16 protein-coding genes are annotated in these 17,437 nt (G+C 44.0%); 9 read left to right on the top strand and 7 right to left on the bottom strand.

Features of this window, described 5'->3' with window-relative positions; genetic code table 11:
* Positions 1 to 95: 95 nt before the first annotated feature.
* The gene (locus COR50_RS19775) at positions 96 to 476 is read left to right on the top strand and encodes a DoxX family protein (protein WP_098195601.1); all 381 of its coding nucleotides are present in this window, start codon (positions 96 to 98) and stop codon (positions 474 to 476) included.
* A gap of 410 nt (positions 477 to 886) precedes the next feature.
* Here the strand turns inward: COR50_RS19775 and COR50_RS19765 are convergent, their stop codons facing one another.
* The 6 genes from COR50_RS19765 to COR50_RS19740 all read right to left on the bottom strand — a co-directional run bounded on the left by COR50_RS19765 (position 887) and on the right by COR50_RS19740 (position 5,807).
* Positions 887 to 1,516, bottom strand: coding sequence for an SCO family protein (locus COR50_RS19765; protein ID WP_098195599.1), 630 nt, complete (start codon positions 1,514 to 1,516; stop codon positions 887 to 889).
* 326 nt (positions 1,517 to 1,842) lie between these two features.
* Positions 1,843 to 2,739 (bottom strand): transporter family protein, encoded by an 897-nt coding sequence (locus COR50_RS19760; RefSeq protein WP_232516213.1) that lies wholly within the window; start codon positions 2,737 to 2,739, stop codon positions 1,843 to 1,845.
* Between the two features lie 27 nt (positions 2,740 to 2,766).
* Complete coding sequence (locus tag COR50_RS19755) at positions 2,767 to 3,426, bottom strand: DUF2911 domain-containing protein (RefSeq protein WP_098195598.1); 660 nt, start codon at positions 3,424 to 3,426, stop codon at positions 2,767 to 2,769.
* 12 nt (positions 3,427 to 3,438) lie between these two features.
* Positions 3,439 to 4,467 carry a cytochrome-c peroxidase gene (locus COR50_RS19750; protein WP_098195597.1) on the bottom strand — a complete coding sequence of 343 codons (1,029 nt, stop codon included), beginning with the start codon at positions 4,465 to 4,467 and terminating at the stop codon, positions 3,439 to 3,441.
* Between the two features lie 6 nt (positions 4,468 to 4,473).
* Positions 4,474 to 5,289, bottom strand: coding sequence for an MbnP family protein (locus COR50_RS19745; protein ID WP_232516212.1), 816 nt, complete (start codon positions 5,287 to 5,289; stop codon positions 4,474 to 4,476).
* 188 nt (positions 5,290 to 5,477) lie between these two features.
* Complete coding sequence (locus COR50_RS19740) at positions 5,478 to 5,807, bottom strand: hypothetical protein (RefSeq protein ID WP_198405716.1); 330 nt, start codon at positions 5,805 to 5,807, stop codon at positions 5,478 to 5,480.
* A 247-nt stretch (positions 5,808 to 6,054) separates the two neighbouring features.
* Between COR50_RS19740 and COR50_RS19735 the strand changes: the two genes are divergently transcribed.
* Entirely contained in the window at positions 6,055 to 6,246 is a 192-nt protein-coding gene (locus COR50_RS19735) for a hypothetical protein (protein ID WP_098195594.1), read from the top strand.
* 1 nt (position 6,247) lies between these two features.
* Positions 6,248 to 6,628 carry a hypothetical protein gene (locus tag COR50_RS19730; protein WP_157761021.1) on the top strand — a complete coding sequence of 127 codons (381 nt, stop codon included), beginning with the start codon at positions 6,248 to 6,250 and terminating at the stop codon, positions 6,626 to 6,628.
* On the opposite strand, the gene COR50_RS19725 is transcribed toward COR50_RS19730, so the two are convergent.
* Complete coding sequence (locus COR50_RS19725) at positions 6,615 to 7,010, bottom strand: VOC family protein (protein WP_098195592.1); 396 nt, start codon at positions 7,008 to 7,010, stop codon at positions 6,615 to 6,617. The two genes, COR50_RS19730 and COR50_RS19725, sit on opposite strands and share 14 nt — an antisense overlap.
* A 138-nt stretch (positions 7,011 to 7,148) precedes the next feature.
* Between COR50_RS19725 and COR50_RS19720 the strand changes: the two genes are divergently transcribed.
* From COR50_RS19720 to COR50_RS19695, 6 genes are all read left to right on the top strand, one after another.
* On the top strand, positions 7,149 to 7,757 hold the full coding sequence (locus COR50_RS19720) for an RNA polymerase sigma factor (protein WP_157761020.1): 609 nt from the start codon (positions 7,149 to 7,151) through the stop codon (positions 7,755 to 7,757).
* A gap of 67 nt (positions 7,758 to 7,824) precedes the next feature.
* Positions 7,825 to 9,009: a FecR family protein gene (locus COR50_RS19715; protein WP_098195590.1), complete on the top strand. Its 1,185-nt coding sequence runs from the start codon at positions 7,825 to 7,827 to the stop codon at positions 9,007 to 9,009.
* A gap of 165 nt (positions 9,010 to 9,174) precedes the next feature.
* Positions 9,175 to 12,639: a SusC/RagA family TonB-linked outer membrane protein gene (locus COR50_RS19710; RefSeq protein WP_157761019.1), complete on the top strand. Its 3,465-nt coding sequence runs from the start codon at positions 9,175 to 9,177 to the stop codon at positions 12,637 to 12,639.
* A gap of 10 nt (positions 12,640 to 12,649) precedes the next feature.
* Complete coding sequence (locus COR50_RS19705; RefSeq protein ID WP_098195588.1) at positions 12,650 to 14,125, top strand: RagB/SusD family nutrient uptake outer membrane protein; 1,476 nt, start codon at positions 12,650 to 12,652, stop codon at positions 14,123 to 14,125.
* Positions 14,126 to 14,224: 99 nt separating this feature from the next.
* The gene (locus tag COR50_RS19700) at positions 14,225 to 14,755 is read left to right on the top strand and encodes a hypothetical protein (RefSeq protein ID WP_098195587.1); all 531 of its coding nucleotides are present in this window, start codon (positions 14,225 to 14,227) and stop codon (positions 14,753 to 14,755) included.
* Positions 14,756 to 14,762: 7 nt separating this feature from the next.
* Positions 14,763 to 17,267, top strand: coding sequence for a zinc-dependent metalloprotease (locus COR50_RS19695; protein ID WP_098195586.1), 2,505 nt, complete (start codon positions 14,763 to 14,765; stop codon positions 17,265 to 17,267).
* Positions 17,268 to 17,437 lie beyond the last annotated feature (170 nt).

The raw sequence follows: 17,437 nt of genomic DNA, 5'->3' as shown, positions 1-17,437 counted from the left end.
GTTTTATTAATCGATTACCATATCATCTACGCTTCGTATCTCATTCAGAATGATATTTTCTCTGAACAGTTTATAAAATTTCCAAATCCACTATCATGAAACAGAAAATCCTATTTGTAGTAAGCTTACTATTTGGCCTGATCTACATCAACTCTGGACTGAACAAGTTTTTTAATTACATGCCTGTACCGGACGATTTGCCTGAAAGTTTACTTAAAATAATGTCTGCTTACATGGAAATCGGCTGGCTGATTCCATTAGTTGGCGTAATCGAAATTGTTGGCGGCATACTTTTTATCACGAATAAGTTCCGAGCTTTGGGCGCTATCGTGATCCTCCCGGTCATGGTAGGAGTATTATTAACGCATACTGTTAATGCTCCATCGGGTTTGCCGATGGCATTAGCCTTATTTATCGTGAATATTTGGGTGATTTACGAAAACAGGCATAAGTATATGCCTATGCTACAAAAATAATTACTCGATGAAATAGCCCGTAAAATTTGCTACGGGCTATTTCATTTAAATAAATACATTATTGTCCGACTAAATTTTAACCGGGGAGTACTTTTGATCCCTCAATAGTTCGATTCAATGTTCATCTGCTCGTTTCTTGTACTTTTTTGTTTACCCAAAAAAGCACGAAAAAAGGGCACAAATTGGCCATTACGGCCGCCAATTTGATCGCTCGATCCGGCCTTTCTACTACTGTATGGCCAAGCTTCCCTTCGCTATCAACGGTGCGAAGTTTCCACGGTTCTCTTGGCTGGGGGTAACCCGGATTTTGAATGTATCATCCTTCGCTTATATCCTTGACCAGCTAAGGAATTCAAGTACCTTGAAAACATTTTTACTCGGACAACAATGAAATAAATATATCGTAATGTTTAGTTATCAATTGAACTTTCCAGCGTTTTAATATCCCGCATCAACTTCTGGATGCTTTGCTTGTCCGTGGCATCGTAAAAACCCCTGATCCTCCTGTTGTTATCCAGTAATGCAACGTACTGCGTATGGATAAAATCATTCTCGGAACCTGTTTTTACATCTGCCTCTTCAACGGCAAGTAAATAGTCTGTCCTCGCAGCTTTATACAAATCATATTTATTCCCCGTAAGGAAATGCCAGTTGGACGAATTATCTACGTTCATCTTTTCGGCGTAGGCGGCTAAAACAGGTACGGAGTCCATTTCCGGATCAACGGTATGCGACAGCATGATAAACTTAGGATCTTTTCCATACGCTTTATAAACATCATACAGGTTTTTGTTCATCACTTTACAAATTCCGGGGCATGTTGTAAAGAAATACTCTACTACTGCCACCTTGCCATCCAGATTTTTTTCCGTAATTGTTCGGCCGGATTGGTCTTGGAACGAGAATTGTCCTACCGTGTGACCGGGTTCCCCGACATACGGCAGCTCCGGCGTTTTGCCGAAGAAAGAATATCCCATGTACAAGATGACCAATAAAGTGGCAACTGTAAAACCGATGATGATAACTTTTGATAAACGCATTTCCTAAGTTTATAAAATAAAATTACATTATTGTCCGACTAAATTTTTTGATCCCTCAATAGTTCGATTCAATGATCATCTGCTCGTTTCTTGTACTTTTTTGCTTGCCCAAAAAAGGGCACAAATTGGCCATTACGGCCAGCAATTTGATCGCTCGATCGGGCCTTTCTACTACTGTATGGCCAAGCTACCCTTCGCTATCAGCGGTGCGAAGTTCCACGGCTCTCTTGGCAGGGGGTGAATGTATCATCCTTCGCTTATATCCTTGAACAGGTAAGGAATTCAAGTACCTTTAAAGCATTTTTAGTCGGATAACAATGATAAAATTACAACAATATTGAAACATGCACCATGGCCCTATTATGTGCCTGTACAAATCCCCCGGCCAAATCTTGGTGCAATGGCGTTTGGAAATTGCCGCCTACCGAGAACTTGTTAAAGCTAACTTCTACACCTGCTGTACCCATAGCGATGTTACCACCTGATATATCGTTGGTAAAACCGTCGTCTTTATCTTTCTGTGCAGATTCGTACAACGCACCGATATTGGGTGCGATAGTAACTTTATTTTTTACGCGGAATTTGTAATATGCCTGCGCATTCAGGCTTACCTTGTTTCCGTATTGATAATGTTCTTTGTTTTCTGTATTCAGTTTATAGCTCGCCGCAAAATTGATTCCGGCATCTTGTATGCGCAGGTCGTACATCGCGTTGAACGTGAAATCTACGCTTCCCGTTCCCAGTTGAAAAATGTTGGCGGATTGTTGCGATGGACTTTTTTCTTCCGAATCGTACTTACCTGTCGGCGCTTTAATACCGGCGCCGAGCCAAAGAGATTGTACGATCAACTTTTGCCCGGCACTTGCCCTGTTATCTAATAATTGGTAATAAGCTTGCAGGTTCATATCGCCCAAACCATTTTTGTGCGTCGTTATTCCTTGATTGAACTTTTCATTAAAATTTACAGGTAGGGTTCCCATGATACGGAACCTTTTCCCGATCGTCCAACCTCCCCATAATTCAAGTGTACGGTAAGTTTCATCGGTCGTGAGGTAAGAGGTTTGTCCGCCGGCGCCAATATGCGTAGTAAGCGTATTGTAACGGTATCTCAGCCCGAAAATCTTTTTATTAAATTCCGGTAAAATGCCGATGTAGTAACTACCGACGCCGCAGCCGCAAATGTCGCAAGCGAAGGTTGTTGCACTTGCACAGAGCATTATCATTAATATGAATATTTTTTTCATCATCATCTATTTATTAGCCATGGATGTAAAGGGAATTTCCAAGCGTAAGCGTTCCCATCTCAATACGATCTTTCCTTCTTGTTGATTCACTTTTTCTACTTTGTATGTTAGCCTCGGTAAACTTTCTTCCTCCCAAATCGGCTGTAAAGTTATTCGGGCTACATTTTTAGTGGAATCATAGTTGTCGGCAAGATGCTGTTGGGCATCTGTATTGAGCATTACCTGCCAGCTTGTTTTCCCTGGTATGGTAAACAATGCATATGTACCCGGTTCCACTTTCCGGTCGCCTATTTTTACAGGATGATTTACCTGGATATTAGTTGCCATGTGTGCGCCACTTGCCCAAACTTGGCCATAGGGAACCAATCCGCCCCAAATAACGCGGTTTTTAACACCCGGTGCGCTGTAAGTTATATGAACATGGGTGCCGCCAACAGTGGCCATCGCCACACGCTTTGGACTGCCTTTCATCGTGTCTTCCGGTATGCTGCCGCTGTTGACCATTGAAATATAATCATCTGCATCCGTTGCTTCATGCATCATATGCCCGGCATGATCCGGTTGTTGCACGCTGCTATCTTTAGCGCTCGTATTTTTAGTGGATGTTTGACAGGCAGACAAGATGCCGATAGAACCTATTATTAGAATACATGTTAATTGTCTCATATCGCCAATGGATTATTGTTCAGAAAATCTTTTGTCGTTAATAAAGGTCTCATCGTTCAGTGTATTTAAGAAGGCCAAGATGGATAGTTGTTCCTCCTTGTCCAGATGTAAGCCTAACCGGCCATCTTTTTGTAATAAGGGGTCCAGGTTCGGTGTATCCTGGACATTATCGGCATAATGTTCCAACACGGCTTCCAGGGTGATGAATCGTCCATCGTGCATATATGGCGCGGTGTATTTCAGGTTCCTTAAGCTGGGTACTTTAAACTTGTATGCATCTGCCTCGTTCAATGTAACGAGATACCGGCCTTTGTCATTATTGTAACCGGTACCGATACCATTATTCCTGAAAGATTCGTCCGTGAATAAAGGTTCCTTATGACAACTGCTACAATTCTGTTGAAATAATAAGTAACCCTTTTCTTCCTCGGCTGTAAAAGCTGCTCCCTGTTCTTTCCGCATTACATGATCATACTTTGAATCAGCGCTTACGAGCATCACCATGAATTGCGATAAAGCTTTCATCATCCTGTCATTGGTAATCTCCGGTGTGCCGAAAGCCCTCTTGAATAAGGCAGGGTACTGCGGATGTTCTCGCAGCTTGTTTAATACATTGTCGATCGTTTCATCCATCTCGACTGGATTGGTGATCGGCGCAATAGGTTGCAAGTCGAGATCGAAAACACCGCCATCCCAGAAGAAGCTATTTCGCCAAGCTAAATTCATAATGGGAGGGGAGTTTCTACTCCCCAATTTATCATCGATGCCATGACTGACATCGTGCCCGTGTTGCGTGAAGCCGGACGTTTGAATATGGCAGCTTCCGCAACTAATGGTATTGTCGCGGGAAAGCCTCGGTTCGTAAAATAATTTACGACCCAATTCAAACTTGGCAGTACTGATTTCATTCGTCTCGAAATGGTAAGTCGGTGTCGGAAAGTTTTGAGGCTTTTCAAAACTAGTCAATACCTCTACCGTTTTCTTGGAACAGCCGATGAACAAGATGATCGCTGTAAATGCCAACCAATGTTTCCTTCTCATAGCCGGTTAGTTTTCGGTATGATCATGGTGGAACATCGCGGCATAATTATCAGCAATATTAACGCTGAACGCGCTGAACATCACGGTTGGGTTTGCGGCGATACTAAGCGTGGTATTGCCCGAAAATACTTTCGAGATATCTACCATCAAATGGATGTTCGCTTCCCGGCCGGATCTTACTTTAGGCACACCACCTTGCGTTAAATCGATCGTTATAGTTTTGATATTGTTAATGGTCGGTGCATCATATCCACCGAAGCCACCGATATGGTAACGGAATTTGTGTTGGCCGGTCGGGTCGGCTGGCGCTGCATCGGAGCTGCCCTCCATTTTAAAGAAAATATAACCGCTGTTCCAGGTCCAATACATACCTTCTGCCATTTCTCCGGCAGGATCCAGAACGCCCGTGCGTTTGCTGATATCCATCGTGTTTCTGAGGCTGTCAACACCGAGGGTAAAGGTTAGCTGGGTGTATTCCCCTTCGGGTACGTTTACCTTGGCAAAGCGGGTTTCGGGATCGGCTTCATTAATCAAAAAATAACTGCTGTCTTGCGGAACGGTATATTCATCACCGTTAGCTTTCGTAACCTTTATATTACTGATAAAGTATTTTAAAAGATTTACGGTGTACTTTTCACCGCTGGAATTGGTGTACGTGCTGTTGTCGAGCACCAGGTTTTGTCCGCCCACGATATTATCGAACTCGATGGAAAGTGTCGCCATATTTTCTTGCTGGAATTCAGGATCATCTTTCTTACAAGAAACAATTGCGGTTGATAATAGGAGGATAGCGATCAATGACGGCATTGAAAATATTTTCATTTTGATGGTATTAAGTAACATGAATTGGTTGAGCTGGTCGGGTTATAGGCATCGTCAAGTAATCGAGGTAATGATTATTCCAAGGAATAAATACCTGTTACTATTGGATATATATATAAATCCAACCTGCAATAGAAAATTTTAAGTACGTGATTTGTTTGCGCTATGCAAACTGATTTTATCGGGAACTATACCATCGGGAGCGGGGGATGGAAAACGCTTTCCACGTATCCTTGTAAAGACCCCGGGTCTTGAATAGATTTATAGGATTTATTAACGATAACCGGGTTATTATCAAAATTGATCGTTTGTAGATTTTCAACGAAATCAACCGTCAATACTTTTGCCGATTCTTTCGAGCTATTAGAAGTGGGGAGATCGCCTGTTTTGGCTAACTGTTTGTCTAGGTGACATTTACCATAACAGTGTAACTCGGGTTTATCTTTGTTTTCGCAAAAATTGGCCGCGATATAATCCTTGTTCAGCTCATAATGGAAGCATAAAAAAGGGAATGCCATGATTTTAATACACATGAGCATCATGAGGTAAGCTGCGGCGATATTTTTGATCGAAAACTGCATAACCGGGGGCAAAAGTACAAAAAAATCCGTCCGGCCAACTTTTAATGCATGAAAAATATGTGCTTGAAGGGTATGATTTTTATCAGTTTTCAATTTGAGGTATCATGAGTACCTTCGTTAATCAAGATAGTCCGAAAGGGAAGTCCTGCTAAGATACCTTTGTTTTAGAATAAAAATTATTGATATGAATGAGAACGAGGTAGAATTTGATCCGCAGGAGCCTTTATTTAAAAGGCTTAGGGGCAGCTTGTTCCCGGTTCAACCGGGAGATTCCGTATTTAAAAAGGTGTTGAAGAATTCCGGCTTCTATGCTGTCGCCGTCATGGTTTCCTTGATTTCTTTATTGCTCATGGGGATTGTCACATTTGTATTGTAAAATGAAGCGCTTATTGGATCCGTTTTTTATGGTTTACTTGGTTACCTGGAGCCTGGTCCGGTTATCAAGGCATTTGGATGTGTCGATCGGCTACCTGAACGATCATCTAACGGATTTTATCGCGGTTCCTGCCATGGCGCATGTATCTATTTATATCACGAAGAAATGGATTATCAAGGATCCGCTTTACAGGTATCCCTTACTTTACCTGTTGTTTATTGCAGCTTATACATCGATCGTGATGGAGTGGTGGATGCCGGTGTTATCAACTAAATATACCGCTGACTTTCTAGATGTTATAGCTTATTTTTCGGGGGCTTTATTTTACTACTACGTGCATGTGCCACTTGTTACGAGGTCTGCGAAACTTAATCGTAGCTGATTTGCCAGGAAACACCGAACCGATCATTGACCCAAGTAAATTTTTTACTAAAACCGTAAGCGCCTAAAGGCATTAAAACGCCACCACCTTCCGATAGCGCTTTGTACAATTTTTCAATTTCTTCTTCCTGCGTACAATTCACGAATAACGAGATGGCAGGGGTGAATGTAAACTGGTGTTTTACATGGCTGTCGATCGCCATAAACGGTCTGCCATTCAGCGAAAACGTGGCTACTTTGACAGTGCCCGCGGGTCCCATTTCCCCCTCTTCATAATAATCAACATTAGTAATCTTCGAGTTTTCAAAGAGGGAAACATAAAACTCCATGGCTTCTTTTGCTTTTCCTTCAAACATTAAGAAGGTGGTCACCTGGGTACTCATGGGCTAAATCTTTCCCGATAAATTACGTTTTTTAATTGATATATTAAAATATGTAATGCTTTATGGGTTGATCTTTTATAATGCTTACCTGGGATTACTAAGGAAAATTGTATATTTAAGGCTGTTTGATAAATGCCAATGACGGGGGAAGAATTTTCTACTTTAGCTGATCGGGAATTGCTGATACTTATCGCGCAAGGCGATGAGCAGGCTTTTACGTCTTTATATTGGAAGTACAGCACGCCCCTGTTGGGTAACCTGGTTAAATTGGTGAAAGACCAGTTGCTAGCGGAGGAATTGTTGCAGGAACTATTTACCAAGGTTTGGCAGAAAAGGGAATCTTTGCAGGTGGACAAGGATTTTAAGGCATACCTTTTCAGGATGGCATACCACCTAGTGGTAGATTTTTACCGCAAATTGCAAAGGGATAAAAGTTTATTGTCACATTTCCAAGAAGTAATATCCGGGAATTACAGCCATATAGAAGAAATATTCAACCTGAAAGATAGCCAGCAATTACTGGATAAGGCCCTGGATCGATTGTCACCACAACAAAGAAAAGTTTTTCAACTCTGTCGCCTGGAAGGAAGAACTTACAAGGAAACCGCGGAACTGCTCAACATTTCCCAACATACTGTCAAAGAATATTTCGTGAAGGCAAACGCGTCAGTTAGGCACTATTTATCTGAACACACCGATATTGCGTTAGTCTTGTTAATGATACATATCATCCATCATTCTGTTTAATTTCGAAAAAAATATTTAACCGACCCCCCCGGTCGGATTTTGTGCAACGTCTTTATTAGAAAAGAGCGTGGAAGAACAGCAGCGATACCATCATTTATTTAAAAAATTGTTGGACAATGATTGTCCGCCGGAAGCCGTGCCCGGTTTGCTGGATTGGTTGTCTGATCCTGCAAATGAGAACGCATCCGGTGAATGGATCATGTCCGAACTGGATGTTCCCGCCGTTCAAGACTTGGATGAAAATACCCGCAGTCGGTTGGAAATGAGGTTGCAGGCCATTTTAAATGATAGGAAAAGTGTTGCCGGGAAGCATAAGGTCATCCGGTTGATAAGCCCTTGGAAGGCTATTGCCGCCGGGATCGCTTTGCTATTAGGCGTAGCAGCTTTTATAATATGGAAACAAAACCAGCCACTTCATACCTCCCAATATGTTGTTAGCGATATAGCCCCGGGCAAAAACGGGGCTATCCTCACCCTTGGAAATAACCGGCAAATCGTTCTGGACAGCCTGGGAGATCAAGATATTACCACGGCCATGGGAACGGTAGCACATGTGCAAGCGGGACAATTGTATTACCGGGGAACTGCAAAAGGAAGCCGGCAGAACGAATATAACACGCTTAAAACGCCTAATGGCAGGCAATACAGTATCCGCTTACCCGATGGTACCCGGGCCTGGTTGAACGCGGCTAGTTCTTTGAGTTTTCCGACGAACTTTTCGGGCAAGGAGCGCCAGGTGAAAATTTCCGGGGAGGTGTTCTTCGAAGTGGCAAAAGATGAAAGGCTACCTTTTAAAGTGGTATTGCCGGGTGGTGAAAGTATCGAGGTACTCGGAACCTCGTTTAATATAAATGCATATCAAGACAATGGGCTCACAACAGCTACATTAATCACCGGCGCCATCCGTGTAAATGCACCTTATGCCGGAAGTGTACGCCTGGAGCCCGGCCAGCAAGCGAGCTTGTCTGGTAATAACACGTCCATTCCCGTTACTCCCAATATTGATATCGCCAGGGTCACTGCCTGGAAAGAAGGTTTATTCAACTTTAACGGCCTCGGCTTAAAAGAAGCTATGAACCAATTAGCACGTTGGTATGACATCGAGATCATCTACCCGCAAGGAATTCCGAAGATCGAATTTTTCGGGGAAATTGCCCGCGATGCTTCCTTGACAAGCGTATTAAAAGGTTTGGAAGGCGCCGGGGTACATTTTAAGTTGGAAGCCGGCAATAAATTATACGTCTATCCATAGTTCAGTTATCCAAGCTAAATCGTGAGAAAAATTAAATGGAATAATCAATGTAATGATTGATACCGGCTAATAAAAAACCGGCAGCAGGTCGAAGTGCTACCGGTTATCATAAGGCTGAGTATCATTACTAGGAACGCAATTTTATTCAACCAAACAATGCAATTTATGCAAAATTCTGCTGAAGCTTACAGCAGGCCAAGGAAAGTTTGCCAAAACCTTCGCCTGTATGTGGCTGTATCAACTAAAATCATGTTGCCGCCGGGAGGCACGAAGCTCCGCGGCCGAATGAAAGTACTCTTTATGACGATGAAATTAACTTTCATATTATTAACTATCGCCCTGCTGAATGCAAGTGCGGCGGCCTTTTCCCAAACGGTCACGTACAAGGGAAAGGATGTTAGTTTGAAAACGGTATTCGCTGTCGTAAAGCAGCAAACAGGTTATACCGTTTTTGGAAATAAGGATATGTTTGCCCAAGCCCAAAAAGTAACGGTAACGGCTGATCATACCCCGTTGAAAGATTTCTTGGACAATGTTTTCATCGGGCAACCGCTAACTTATCATATCGATGGTAAAACCATCTTTATCTCTAATAAACCGATCGATCATACTGTAAAACCGCTCATTAAAAAGGATACTTCTAAGCCGGGCGCCGACTTTACAGCCCTCGTTATCAACTTGCAAAGCGAGGCGATGATCAACGCCACCGTGGTCTTGAAAAGAACCGGGAAAGGCGTCATCACTGATGTTAAAGGTCGTTTCGTGATGAAGGATGTAAAAATGGGCGATGTGTTGACGATCAGTTACATCGGTTATAAAACTACAACGCATATCATTACCGAGCTGTCTGATCAAGTGTTGTTGTTGGAACCTACCGATAATAGCTTGGATCAGGTCATTATACAAGGTTACGGTAAAACTACCCGCCGGAGTACCACTGGCAATATCGTGAAAATAACCAGCGATGAAATCCTCAGGAATAATAATATGAACCCCATGCTGGCATTGGTTGGTAAGGTGCCCGGCTTGGTGGTAACACCGCAAAGTGGTTTTGCCAGTTCAAGCGTTCGGTTCGAATTAAGGGGAAGGAAAGGCATAGGCGGGCAGTTCGTTGCAGATCCCTTGTTTATTATTGACGGGGTGCCGATCATGAACTTGGAAATGGGTTCTGGAAATTATGAAACCGGCTCTACCGGTGTAACCCAAGGTTTCGTTACAGGTCCCGGCGGCGGACAAAGTCCTTTCTTCAGCCTTGACCCTAACGAAATTGAAAGCATCGAAGTATTGAAAGATGCCGATGCGACAGCTATTTACGGCAGCCGCGGCGCCAACGGCGTTATCCTGATTACTACGAAACGCTCCAAGGAAAATTCCGGTACCCAGTTAAATTTTAATATCGCCCAAGGCGTTTCCATGATCACGCGGGAATTTGATTTGTTGAACACGCCGGAATATGTTCAAATAAGGAAGGAGGCGTTGGCCAATGACGGTTTGCCGATCGATGCCATCAACGCGCCTGACCTAGTACTATGGGATACGACCCGTTATACCAATTGGCAAAAGAAAATTTGGGGCAACTGGGCGCATGCTACCCGTGCAAATATGACCTTAAGCGGCGGAAACATGTTAACGCAATTCCGGCTGAACGGAAGCTTCGAGCGCCAAACGGAAGTGAACCTCGGTTCCGAAGGAAACAAACGCGGCGGCGTATCGCTATCGGTTACTCATACTTCGATCAACAACCGCTTCCGCGCCAATGCTACGGCTTCATACATGTTGACCGATGTGGGATTGTCGGCTTCACCCGGGAATGCAGATATGGCGCCTAATTCGCCATCTATTTATAATAAAGATGGCAGCCTGAATTTTGAAGAGTGGATGACTAACTCGCGCTATGAAACTCCTTTCGCCGTTCTAAAGCAGCAGTTTAGTAATAAAACAGGTTTCTTGAGGGGCAGCATGAATTTTGCGTACGAGTTGGCCAGGGGGCTCAATGCCAGCATTAACTTTGGTTATAATAACAGTAAGTCCGATGCTTTCCAAGCCATGCCTATCGCCGCGCAGAACCCTATCTTTAATCCTACAGGTTACAGTTTTTCCAGCACAACCAATAGCCGCAACCTGATCGTGGAGCCGCAACTGAATTATAATACTACTTTAGGAAAAGGTAGGCTCAGTGCACTTTTGGGCGGAACCTGGCAATCCACGCAAACAGATGTATCCAACATGATGGGTTTCGGTTTTACTTCGGACGACCTGATTCATGCCATTCAAAATGCCCCGGTACAATCCGTGACGCAAGTGTTTGGAGAGTATAAATATGCAGCCGTGTTTGCAAGGTTGAGCTACAGTTTACATGACAGGTATTATTTCAACCTGAATGCCAGGCGGGATGGCTCTTCCCGTTTCGGCGCCGATAACCGCTTTGGAAATTTCGGTTCCGCAGGCGCTGCCTGGATCGTTTCGGGAGAAAAATGGATGCAATCCTGGTTACCTAAATCTCTTTCCTTGGTGAAACTGCGAGGTAGCTATGGCATCGTGGGCAGCGACAACGTGGGTGATTATCAATATATGGCTCAATGGTCATCTATGCTGAATGGTAATATCTTGGAAGATTATGATGGCAAAGCCCCGCTCACCAGCCTGATTGCTGTGAATCCTAGTTACCATTGGCAGGCCAACAAGAAATTTGAAGCGAGCCTCTCGCTCGGTTTCTTGAATGACCGGATTTCGCTGGATGCCAGTTATTATAATGAACGTTGCGATAACCAGTTGACACAATTCCCGATTGCCTTGATGACCGGGTTCAGCAATGTAACGGCAAACTGGCCTGCAAATGTTGAAAACAGCGGCTGGGAGTTTACGTTAAACGGCGCGTTCATGGAGCGGGAAAATTTCCGCTGGACCGGCTATTTCAATATCGGCATTAACAAGAATAAATTGATCGCGTATCCCGGTATTGAAGAATCGCCTTACTATACTGTTTACAAAGTGGGACAGTCACTTAATACCAAGTATTTATTGCATAGCACGGGCGTGGATCCGCAAACAGGGTACTACAGTTTTGAAGACCGGAATAAAGACGGTGTCATCGATATGACTACAGGTATACCGGGAGAAGGGGTGAACGACCGTTATATCCCGATCGATTTATCGCCCAAGTACCTGGGTGGATTCGGAACCGGGTTCAGGTATAAAAATTTTGATCTAAACCTCGCCTTTAATTTTAGAAGACAATACGGCATTGATCCTTCATACGGTTCAGTAGCTGCGGGATCATTGGAAAGTAACCAGTCCAGGGAATTGCTCGGTAACTATTGGCAAAAGCCGGGAGATGTTAAAAAATTTCAGCGGTTAACGACTATTTCCTCCATCGAAATCAACGAGCTAAGAGAATCCGATGCCTATTACCAGGATATCACTTTTGTAAGGTTAAATAACGTGGCGCTTTCATACACTTTACCTAGTAAATGGTTAGCCGCGATGAAGTTAAAAACCTGTCGCCTGTACTTGCAAGCACAGAATGTATTCGTGATCACGAATTATAAAGGATTAGATCCGGAGATTTATCAACCATTTGCTATCCCACCGGTGAAATCCTTTGTGGGAGGACTTTCTATTCAACTTTAAAAAAATCGAGATGCGGTATAATATACATATCAATAAATATTTCAACATAGCGGTTTTGTCCCTGGCCTTGGGTTTAACCAGCTGCGATAAACTGCTCGAAATAGAGGAACCGAGAACTTTTATTACAACTAAGAAAGTTTTTGACTCCAATGCCCAGGCGGAATCTGCCATGGCCGGTGTTTATTCCCAACTCATCAACTCGCCGGGCTATAACAATACATTTTCCTTTACCAGTTTTGCTTCCGGTAGCTCGGGCATCATTTCCGGTTTGGCAAGCGATGAATACTTATTTACATACAACCAGGCATCATGGGAATATTTTCTCAGCAGGAACAGCGTTACGATTGATGCATCCAGTTTCACGATGACGCCTTGGGTCAGTGCATATGATTGCATCAACGGGGTGAATACTGTCCTGGAAGGAATCGCGGAATCCAAGTCGGTACAGTTGACGCAGGCAGTTAGAGATCGTTTGAATGGTGAGTCTAAGTTTTTGAGAGCATATGCTTATTTCTACCTGGTGAACTTTTTCGGGGATGTGCCGCTGGTATTATCAGGTGATTTTAATAAAACGAGCCAATTGCCCCGGAGCGCCAGTAGCCTGGTGTACCAACAAATCGTCCAGGATTTGGAAGCGGCAGCCGGGTTATTGCCCGCCACTTACAATAGCGCTAACGGCGATCGGATCATTCCCAACCGGTGGGCGGCGAAGGCATTGTTGGCAAGGGTAAACCTTTATATGAAAAATTATGAAGCGGCTGCAAGTTTATCCAAGGAAATCATCGACCAAAATGATCTGTATTACCTGGAACCTAGTATAGAAAATGTTTTCCTGAAAGGTAGTCCCGAAATGATTTTTCAACTAAAACAAAGCAGTAATAAAAACACGCAAAATAATGCTACACCGGAAGGAACGGACTTAATCCCTGTTGACTTCCTTTCAAGCCAGGCGCGCTATGTAGCTTCAAACCAGTTGCTGAATGCATTTGAGCCCGGTGATAAAAGAAAGGAGTTTTGGTTAATGCCCACCGATGCCAATGGCGATCGCGTTTATTTTCCTTACAAGTATAAAACAGGAGCTTATAATTCCGTATTCGGTGCAGAGCCTACGGAATACCAAGTGCAGATCCGCTTGAGCGAAATTTACTTGATCCGTGCGGAGGCCTTATTAATGGGAAGTACGAAAGACAAGGATGCGGCTATTGCATTGGTCAATGAATTACGGGCGAGGGCAGGACTTACCGTACCGGTTTCTAATACCATTTCCGATGAAGAAGCCTTCAAACTCATCCAACATGAAAGGCAAGTGGAACTTTTCGGGGAAGGGCACCGCTGGTTTGATTTGATACGCACCGGGAAGGCAACGGAAACATTATCTGCCATACCATTAAAACAACCTTGGAAAGGGGATTACCAGTTAAAAATCCCGATCCCCGATTCCGAGGTCAAGCTCAATCCCAAGCTAGTGCAGAACCAGGGATATTAACATTCTATAGTCGAAGAATAACCATGAGCCCTTGACGCGGTACACAGCGTCAAGGCAGGGCGTGCTTTGCCTTTACTTTTCAAACAAATTGATAATTATATGAAAAAACTATTGCTGACATGCTGTGGTTTGGCCCTGTTTACCGGCTTATTAAGTAGTTGCGGGCCTTCGAAACCGGAGCGGAAAAAGTTGCCGATGTACTCGGAAGCGGCAACTTGGGAAGGGCCATACGGCTACCGCGGTATACAGGCTACGGAGCCGGGTAACGCATCAACAGCGGCGTATTTTACTTACGCGGACACCTTGGTGGCCGGGCAGCGTTATGCCCATTTAAACATGTTTAACCCGGAGCTCGACTCATTGGCATTGGCTGCTGCTAAGTTTTATCAACCGATGGCTACAGCCGCCGTGCAGTTATTGAAGCAACAGGGGATTTCCGGCGTGGTGGCCGATTTCAGGATGCCCAATAGCTTGGGCTTCAAACAATCATCTTTCCTAGCGACAGATTTAATGGGGCAAACAGCGCCCGTAATTTTCCTATGGAATGATGCCTCCGCAGCAAGAGCTGCCGTGTTTATGCAAACCTTGAACACTACACAGGGACTTAAAGTGAATCAATCAAATAATTAATAGAAATATGAAGTGTAATAAAATATTGTGCAGTATTATTTTGTTGGTAATACTCCAAGTCACCGCGAAGGCTCAGACGATTCCTTTGCCGTCTATTCCATTGCCTCCGGGAGCATCTATCGGGGAGCCGAAAATCGATACCGTCAAGAAGCCGGAACCGGCTCCCGATCCGAGGTTGCAGATCAAGCCGTACCGGGAAGTAATTGGCGCCGGTTACGTATCGAAACAAGGTATGTTCGACGTACATCAAAAGCAAGACACCGTCTATTTTGAGTTACCTAAACAGTTATTGAACCGCGATATCCAGGTAATTAACCGCCTGGTAAAGGGCCCGGCAGGTAGCGGCGTGTACGCGGGGGAAGAATTAGCTTCGCAAACCATCCGCTTTGAAAGGAGTGATTTGGACTCCAGCATCCGCTTGGTATATGTGACGGTTTACAGCATGGCTCAAAAGGGATCTAAATTGGAACGCGCGGTAAAAGATTCTTATAGCGATGTGGTAGCTTACCAGTTCCCAATTAAATCATATGGGAAAGACAGCAGTATCGTTATTGAAGCTTCCCCGTATATTAAAGCGCCGGGCTCTTTATTCAACGAGATAAAAAATGATGGCATCAACGCGGTGATGGATAATAAATCGTTTAAAGATTTCCTGCTGGAATCCGTTCAAGCTTATCCCATCAACGTGGAGTTCGTGACTTTTAAAAATGCAACGGGTAAGGGCATTCAGAATATTGGTCTGCCACCGGGTGTACAAACATCTATCGCGATGAATACATCGTTTATCCTGTTACCAGGGAAACCGATGCCTTTAAGAAGCTTTGATAAAAGGGTTGGCTATTTCGCCGATTTCATGTACTTCTATGCCGATGATCAACAGCAGGTAGAACAACGTAGTTTTATTCAACGCTGGAGATTAGAGCCGAAGCCGCAAGACTTGGCCAAGTACAAAAAGGGTATCCTGGTAGAACCGGCCAAGCCGATCGTAATATACATAGACCCCGCTACGCCGAAGAAATGGCGGCCATACTTAATCGCGGGTGTCAACGATTGGCAGAAAGCATTCGAGCAAGCCGGGTTTAAAAATGCAATCATCGCTAAAGAATGGGAAAATGAAGATTCAGCCTTAGCGCATTTAAACGATGCGAGGTATTCTTTCATCCGGTATTTGCCTTCCGAGGTAACGAATGCATACGGACCGAACATCCACGATCCGCGTACGGGAGAAATTATTCAAACACAAATCGGTTGGTACCATAACGTGATGAAGTTATTGCGCAATTGGTATATGATCCAAGCAGCGGTAAATGATCCTGCCGCCCGCAAGATGAAATTCGATGATAAGTTGATGGGTGAACTGATCCGTTTCGTGTCATCCCATGAAGTTGGTCATACCTTGGGGCTGAGACATAACTTCGGTAGCAGCAGTAAAACCCCGGTAGATAGCCTGAGGAGCATCTCCTACTTGCGCAAACATGGCCACACGGCCAGTATCATGGATTATGCGCGTTTCAACTACGTGGCGCAGCCGGAAGATCATATCCCGCAGGAATTATTATTCCCGGGTATCCACGAATACGATAAATGGGCCATTGAATGGGGGTATAGGTATAATGATGCCGCTAGCTTCGAAGAGGATAAGAAAATGATGAACCGGTTGATCACCGAAAGACTGGCCAAGAACCCGCGGCTCTGGTTTGGTGATGGTGAAACCGTTAAAGAAGATCCGCGTTGTCAAACGGAGGACTTGGGCGATAATAATATGAAAGCGAATACTTACGGTATTAAGAATTTGCAGCGCCTGGTGCAGCACCTGGAAGAGTGGACGCAAGTAGAAGGTGGCATCTACCAAGGAATGGCGGAAATGTATGCTGAAGTAAAGAAAACGTATACCCGCTATGTAACGCATGTCATGAGAAACATTGCTTCCGTTGAATATACGCCGATGAGCGAATCTTTGGAGAAGGAAACAGTGGCGCCCGTTACGAAAGCACAAACATTAGAAGCGTTGGATTTCTTCGATAAGCAAGTGTTTACGACGCCGGATTGGTTGTTGGATCCAAAGGTAATCAACAAGATAGGAACACCGGAATACCCCGATTTCGTGATGGATATCCAGGTAAAAACTTTGAATACCTTACTCGGCGAGGAAATTTTACACAAAATCATGGTTTTGAATGATCGTTTCGGCGCGGCCGCAATTACGCCCGATGCATATCTTGAAGCAGTGGAAAACGGTTTATGGAGAGAACTTTCCACCGGGAAAATTACCAGCATGCACCGCCGGAATTTACAGAAAGCTTACGTTGGAAACTTGCAAGCCATCGTTTTATCTGACAATCCCGAGTACGCGGAAACGGATATTACTTCAATAGTGCGTCACCGTTTGAAAGTGCTGAAAACAAAACTACAGAATGCGCAGCCGGCAATAACGGATGCGATGACGAAAATTCATATCGATGAATTGTTAAGCAGGATTGAGAAAGTATTGGACAATAAGTTGAAAGGCTAGCCTGTATAACACGAATAATGTTTTGGTAAGGTCAACATGGTTTAGATTGTTTAGGTTGATTATGTTGATGATTTTAACATCCGGTTACATCTGTAACCGGATTATTATTATGAAAAATAATCATTGTTGTCCGACTAAAAATGCTTTTATGGTTCTTGAATTCCTTACCT

It is taken from the genome of Chitinophaga caeni (genome assembly GCF_002557795.1).
Classification (GTDB): domain Bacteria; phylum Bacteroidota; class Bacteroidia; order Chitinophagales; family Chitinophagaceae; genus Chitinophaga; species Chitinophaga caeni.
The sequence above is the reverse complement of the archived record's forward strand: the minus strand, read 5'-3'. Positions and strand labels throughout refer to the sequence as shown.

Excerpts from the sequence above, each read along its gene's own strand:
- COR50_RS19775 (WP_098195601.1), top strand. The coding sequence starts at position 96 with ATGAAACAGAAAATCCTATTTGTAGTAAGCTTACTATTTGGCCTGATC.
- COR50_RS19765 (WP_098195599.1), bottom strand. The coding sequence starts at position 1,516 with ATGCGTTTATCAAAAGTTATCATCATCGGTTTTACAGTTGCCACTTTA.
- COR50_RS19760 (WP_232516213.1), bottom strand. The coding sequence starts at position 2,739 with ATGATAATGCTCTGTGCAAGTGCAACAACCTTCGCTTGCGACATTTGC.
- COR50_RS19755 (WP_098195598.1), bottom strand. The coding sequence starts at position 3,426 with ATGAGACAATTAACATGTATTCTAATAATAGGTTCTATCGGCATCTTG.
- COR50_RS19750 (WP_098195597.1), bottom strand. The coding sequence starts at position 4,467 with ATGAGAAGGAAACATTGGTTGGCATTTACAGCGATCATCTTGTTCATC.
- COR50_RS19745 (WP_232516212.1), bottom strand. The coding sequence starts at position 5,289 with ATGAAAATATTTTCAATGCCGTCATTGATCGCTATCCTCCTATTATCA.
- COR50_RS19740 (WP_198405716.1), bottom strand. The coding sequence starts at position 5,807 with ATGGCATTCCCTTTTTTATGCTTCCATTATGAGCTGAACAAGGATTAT.
- COR50_RS19735 (WP_098195594.1), top strand. The coding sequence starts at position 6,055 with ATGAATGAGAACGAGGTAGAATTTGATCCGCAGGAGCCTTTATTTAAA.
- COR50_RS19730 (WP_157761021.1), top strand. The coding sequence starts at position 6,248 with ATGAAGCGCTTATTGGATCCGTTTTTTATGGTTTACTTGGTTACCTGG.
- COR50_RS19725 (WP_098195592.1), bottom strand. The coding sequence starts at position 7,010 with ATGAGTACCCAGGTGACCACCTTCTTAATGTTTGAAGGAAAAGCAAAA.
- COR50_RS19720 (WP_157761020.1), top strand. The coding sequence starts at position 7,149 with ATGACGGGGGAAGAATTTTCTACTTTAGCTGATCGGGAATTGCTGATA.
- COR50_RS19710 (WP_157761019.1), top strand. The coding sequence starts at position 9,175 with ATGCAAAATTCTGCTGAAGCTTACAGCAGGCCAAGGAAAGTTTGCCAA.
- COR50_RS19705 (WP_098195588.1), top strand. The coding sequence starts at position 12,650 with ATGCGGTATAATATACATATCAATAAATATTTCAACATAGCGGTTTTG.
- COR50_RS19700 (WP_098195587.1), top strand. The coding sequence starts at position 14,225 with ATGAAAAAACTATTGCTGACATGCTGTGGTTTGGCCCTGTTTACCGGC.
- COR50_RS19695 (WP_098195586.1), top strand. The coding sequence starts at position 14,763 with ATGAAGTGTAATAAAATATTGTGCAGTATTATTTTGTTGGTAATACTC.